At 52.9% G+C, this 4,187-nt stretch carries 8 protein-coding genes; all 8 read right to left on the reverse strand.

Annotation, left to right across the window (positions count from 1 at the left end; genetic code table 11):
• Positions 1-297: 297 nt before the first annotated feature.
• Positions 298-684 carry a 50S ribosomal protein L7/L12 gene (gene rplL / locus J2Z49_RS14520; protein ID WP_307403880.1) on the reverse strand — a complete coding sequence of 129 codons (387 nt, stop codon included), beginning with the start codon at positions 682-684 and terminating at the stop codon, positions 298-300.
• Between the two features lie 45 nt (positions 685-729).
• Complete coding sequence (rplJ, locus tag J2Z49_RS14525) at positions 730-1,263, reverse strand: 50S ribosomal protein L10 (protein WP_307403882.1); 534 nt, start codon at positions 1,261-1,263, stop codon at positions 730-732.
• Positions 1,264-1,572: 309 nt separating this feature from the next.
• Positions 1,573-2,271: a 50S ribosomal protein L1 gene (rplA, locus tag J2Z49_RS14530; protein ID WP_307403884.1), complete on the reverse strand. Its 699-nt coding sequence runs from the start codon at positions 2,269-2,271 to the stop codon at positions 1,573-1,575.
• A gap of 60 nt (positions 2,272-2,331) precedes the next feature.
• Entirely contained in the window at positions 2,332-2,760 is a 429-nt protein-coding gene (gene rplK, locus J2Z49_RS14535; protein WP_013824075.1) for a 50S ribosomal protein L11, read from the reverse strand.
• Between the two features lie 24 nt (positions 2,761-2,784).
• Positions 2,785-3,321 (reverse strand): transcription termination/antitermination protein NusG, encoded by a 537-nt coding sequence (gene nusG, locus J2Z49_RS14540; protein ID WP_307403886.1) that lies wholly within the window; start codon positions 3,319-3,321, stop codon positions 2,785-2,787.
• Positions 3,322-3,370: 49 nt separating this feature from the next.
• Entirely contained in the window at positions 3,371-3,679 is a 309-nt protein-coding gene (gene secE, locus J2Z49_RS14545; RefSeq protein ID WP_307403888.1) for a preprotein translocase subunit SecE, read from the reverse strand.
• 54 nt (positions 3,680-3,733) lie between these two features.
• A complete protein-coding gene (rpmG, locus tag J2Z49_RS14550) occupies positions 3,734-3,883 on the reverse strand; it encodes a 50S ribosomal protein L33 (RefSeq protein WP_307403890.1) in 150 nt (49 codons plus the stop codon).
• Between the two features lie 209 nt (positions 3,884-4,092).
• The coding region (locus J2Z49_RS14555) for an EF-Tu C-terminal domain-related protein (protein ID WP_407650054.1) at positions 4,093-4,187 on the reverse strand (95 nt) is incomplete at its 5' end.

A 4,187-nucleotide genomic window follows, 5' to 3' on the forward strand; every position in this document is an offset into this window, starting at 1 on the left:
ACCTTCCAGTATGGCAGAAAAAGTTGGTAATGGAAAGTCTAGCTGACTCGATTTTCATTCGTGGGTTGTGATAAAAATTATCATGGAAGTTTAGGTAGCAATCATCCTATCAAAGAACTCCGGTTACAGTGAGTGCTGGGGGGCCAAACTAGTGCTCGGCTCAAGTCGCTCGCTAACGAACCAAAACAGGGGTTTTAAAAAACTGGGGATACTTCAGCTAAAATGCGGTGAAGCCAGAGATACGGCGCGGGCCACACTGACCATGCAGTGTGGCCCGCGGTGCTACCAGAGCGGCATTTACTTGATTTCCACCGTTGCGCCCTGCTCTTCCAGCTTCGCTTTGATGGACTCGGCCTCTTCCTTGCTGACCTTTTCCTTAATGGGCTTGGGAACATTATCCACCACTTCCTTGGCTTCTTTCAAGCCCAGGCCGGTGATTTCCCGCACCACCTTGATTACGTTGATCTTCTTGTCGCCCACGGCGGTCAGAATGACGTCAAATTCAGTTTGTTCTTCCTCGGCTGCCGGGGCGGCTGCAGGACCCGCAGCTACCGGAGCGGCGGCCACGGCCACAGGAGCGGCGGCGCTTACGCCAAACTCCTCTTCAAATTTTTTCACCAGCTCGGCCAGTTCTAATACGGTCAGGCCTTTTACGGCTTCCAGAATTTCGTTTACCTTGGACATTATTTTTACCTCCTCAGATCATGGTTTTAGGTTCAGGCAATTTTCTCAGGTAGTTGCTTCTCCGGCCTTTTGTTTACGGATGGCTTCCAGCACATAGACCAGGTTGCGCAAAAGACCCTGCAATGCGCCGGCGAAACCGTACAGGGGAGCCTGAATGCTACCCGCCACCTTGGCCAGCAGGACCTCCCGGGAGGGCAGGTCGGCCAGGCGGCGAACACCTTCCACATCGATAACCTTGCCTTCCAGTATGCCGGCCTTTATTTCCAGTTGTTTGAATTCCCGGGCCAGCTCGGCAAGAACCTTGGCCGGGGCCACGGGGTCCTCGTAACCAAAGGCAATGGCCGTGGGCCCCTCCAGATAAGGATCTAATCCCTCTAAACCCACCTTGTTGGCTGCCAGGCGGGTCAGGGTATTTTTAGCCACCTTTAGCTCACTGCCCGACTCCCTGAGACGCCGGCGCACTTTGGTCATGGATGCGACATCAAGGCCGCGAAAGTTGGTCAGAACGGCTGCTTTGCTGGTCCGAAACTTCTCCGTTAATTCCGCCAGTATGGCCTGTTTTTCTTCCCTGGTAGGCATAAACCAGTTGCACCTCCTTTCAGCGGGTTGAAAAAACTAAAGGGCAGGCACCTGTAGCACAAAAAGACACAGGGCCTGCCCTGATAAACAAACGGCAGGTAGCTGAACCCCGGCCTCGGTTGGCGGCAAATGCCATTAAGTACAGGACACCAACTGTCTACAGCTAGGTATGGTTATGAAGTTTTTAAGTAAATGTTCAGTGAACTGCTTTGGACAACGCGGCACCTTACGTATATGGTAGCACTTTTACTGAATCATTTACGTTTTTGATGTTGTGTGCGTGAAAGCCGCTTGGGCGCAGCGTTGTCCTCAGGCGGTAACCTTCAGGTGGTTCACCTTTACTCCCGGCCCCATGGTGGAGGAAACAGTGATGCCCTTGATGTACTGGCCTTTTACGGCGGCCGGCCGGACCCGGATCAACTGCTCCATCAAGGTGCGCAGGTTTTCGGTCAGCTTTTCCACATCAAAGGATACTTTGCCGATGGGAGCGTGAATAATACCGGCCTTATCTACCCGGTATTCAATCTTACCTGCTTTCACTTCTTTAACCGCCTGGGCAACATCAAAGGTGACCGTACCCGTTTTGGGGTTGGGCATCAGGCCCCGGGGGCCCAGAATCCGGCCCAGGCGACCGACCAGGCTCATCATGTCGGGGGTGGCAACGGCCACGTCAAAACCCAGCCATCCCTCTTGCTGGATCTTGGCCACCATATCCTCGGCCCCAACGAAATCCGCACCGGCTTCCTCGGCCTCCCTGGCCTTTTCCCCCTTGGCAAAGACCAGCACGGTCCGGGTCTTACCGGTGCCATGGGGGAGGACTACGGCGCCCCTCACCTGCTGGTCGGCATGCCGGGGGTCTACGCCCAGCTTTACGGCCACTTCCACCGTCTCGTCAAACCTGGCGGAAGCCATCTCTTTAACCAGAGCCAGGGCTTCGGCGGGATCGTAGAGCTTGGACCGATCCACCTTCTTGGCTGCTTCTATATATTTCTTACCATGTCGAGCCATTTTTAACCTTTCCTCCTTTGTGGTACCAGCGGATTAAATCCTCCCACTAACAGCACGGGCCTAGCCTTCCACTACTTCGATGCCCATGCTCCTGGCCGTCCCCTTAATCATGCGGATGGCAGCCTCGATATCATTGGCGTTGAGATCCTGCATCTTTGTTTCGGCAATTTCCCGCACCTTGGACAGGGGAATCCTGGCTACCTTTTTCCGGTTGGGTTCACCGGAGGCAGTTTCAATACCGCAGGCCTTCTTCAGCAGTACCGCCGCCGGCGGCGTCTTACAGATAAAGGTGAAGCTGCGATCCTCAAAAACGGTTATTTCCACCGGAATGATTAGACCGGCCTGAGCAGCCGTACGTTCGTTAAATTCCTTAACGAAGGCCATAATATTCACCCCGTGTTGACCCAGGGCCGGACCAACCGGGGGTGCAGGGGTGGCTTTTCCTGCCGGGACTTGCAGCTTGATCACCGCTGCTACTCTTTTCGCCATGCTACGAACACCTCCTCGACGTCGCTATATCTTTTCCACCTGGGAGAAATCCAATTCTATCGGGGTTTCCCGGCCAAACATGGAAATCATTACTTTGAGCTTTCCCTTATCCGGATCTATTTCTTCTATCATACCTTCAAAATTCTCAAAGGGACCGGAAGTAACCCGCACGCGCTCCTTCACGTTCAGGTCCAGCCGCGGGCGCGGGGTATCGGTCAAAGTCTTGCCGATTATCTGCATGGCCTCTTCGTCGGTGAGGGGAATGGGCCTGGAGCCCGAACCGACAAAGCCGGTCACGCCGGGGGTATTGCGCACCACATACCAGGAATCGTCGGTCATGATCATTTCCACCAGCACATAACCGGGGTAGATCTTTTTCTTGACGATTTTTTTCTTGCCGTCTTTTATCTCTACCTCGTCCTCCATGGGGACGAGGATCCGGAAGATTTTCTCCTCCATGTTCATGGATTCGATCCGCTTTTCCAGGTTGGCCTTTACCTTGTTCTCATACCCGGAATAGGTATGAATAACGTACCAGTGTTTTTCACCCTTTTCACCCATAAATACAAGGGACCTCAAGAAAACTTAAGGCCCCCCACCCCCTTGGCACTTATTTAATGATAAACTGCAGCAGCCGGCTTAAAAGCGAATCGAAAATCCAGATCAGGATGCCAACGATGGTGACGGCCACCAGCACCACACCAGTGTAAGTAACAACCTCCCGCCGGTTAGGCCAGTGAACCTTTTTCAGTTCGCTGTAAACCCCGCGGAAATATTTACTGACCTGCTCCAGGCGGTTCACTTTTTCCTTTTTCACCACTGGCCTTTTTTCGGCCTTTTTTAATGCCCTGACCCCGTCGCGAACCGCCACTTCGTTTCGCGAACCGTCCCTTTTAATCAGTCCTCTCAACGGTGCCATGTTAGCCACACATCCTTAAAACTCTAATCGCAAGCCTGTCGCGGCGGGAAAACACTAACGGGTTTCTTTGTGGAGGGTATGGGTGTGACAGTACTTGCAGTACTTTTTCAATTCGATCCGGTTGGGATCATTTTTCTTGTTCTTTGTGGTGGTGTAGTTCCGGCGTTTGCATTCCGTGCAGGCCAGAGTAACATTAACCCGCATCCTGGCCACCTCCTAAAACTAAAAAGCACTTGCAAAAAACTCCCTGGAATTAGCCTTATCCACTGTAACATAATTCCCCGGTGATGTCAATAGTGACTCCTTTAAACAACAAGTGTAACCATAGCCTTCCACAAGTAAACCTATAAGCAATGAAGAAGGAATTGACAAGCAATTCCTTCTTCACCGGCTCCTCCATTCGCTGCTGCTGACTACTCGATAATCTGGGTGACCACGCCGGCTCCGACGGTACGGCCACCTTCCCGGATGGCGAAGCGCAGCCCTTCTTCAATGGCAATGGGGGTGA

The sequence above is a fragment of the Desulfofundulus luciae genome (assembly GCF_030813795.1).
Taxonomy (GTDB): domain Bacteria; phylum Bacillota; class Desulfotomaculia; order Desulfotomaculales; family Desulfovirgulaceae; genus Desulfofundulus; species Desulfofundulus luciae.

Coding starts and splice junctions, on each gene's coding strand:
- rplJ (WP_307403882.1), bottom strand. CDS start 1,263: ATGCCTACCAGGGAAGAAAAACAGGCCATACTGGCGGAATTAACGGAG.
- nusG (WP_307403886.1), bottom strand. CDS start 3,321: ATGGGTGAAAAGGGTGAAAAACACTGGTACGTTATTCATACCTATTCC.
- rplK (WP_013824075.1), bottom strand. CDS start 2,760: ATGGCGAAAAGAGTAGCAGCGGTGATCAAGCTGCAAGTCCCGGCAGGA.
- rpmG (WP_307403890.1), bottom strand. CDS start 3,883: ATGCGGGTTAATGTTACTCTGGCCTGCACGGAATGCAAACGCCGGAAC.
- secE (WP_307403888.1), bottom strand. CDS start 3,679: ATGGCACCGTTGAGAGGACTGATTAAAAGGGACGGTTCGCGAAACGAA.
- rplA (WP_307403884.1), bottom strand. CDS start 2,271: ATGGCTCGACATGGTAAGAAATATATAGAAGCAGCCAAGAAGGTGGAT.
- rplL (WP_307403880.1), bottom strand. CDS start 684: ATGTCCAAGGTAAACGAAATTCTGGAAGCCGTAAAAGGCCTGACCGTA.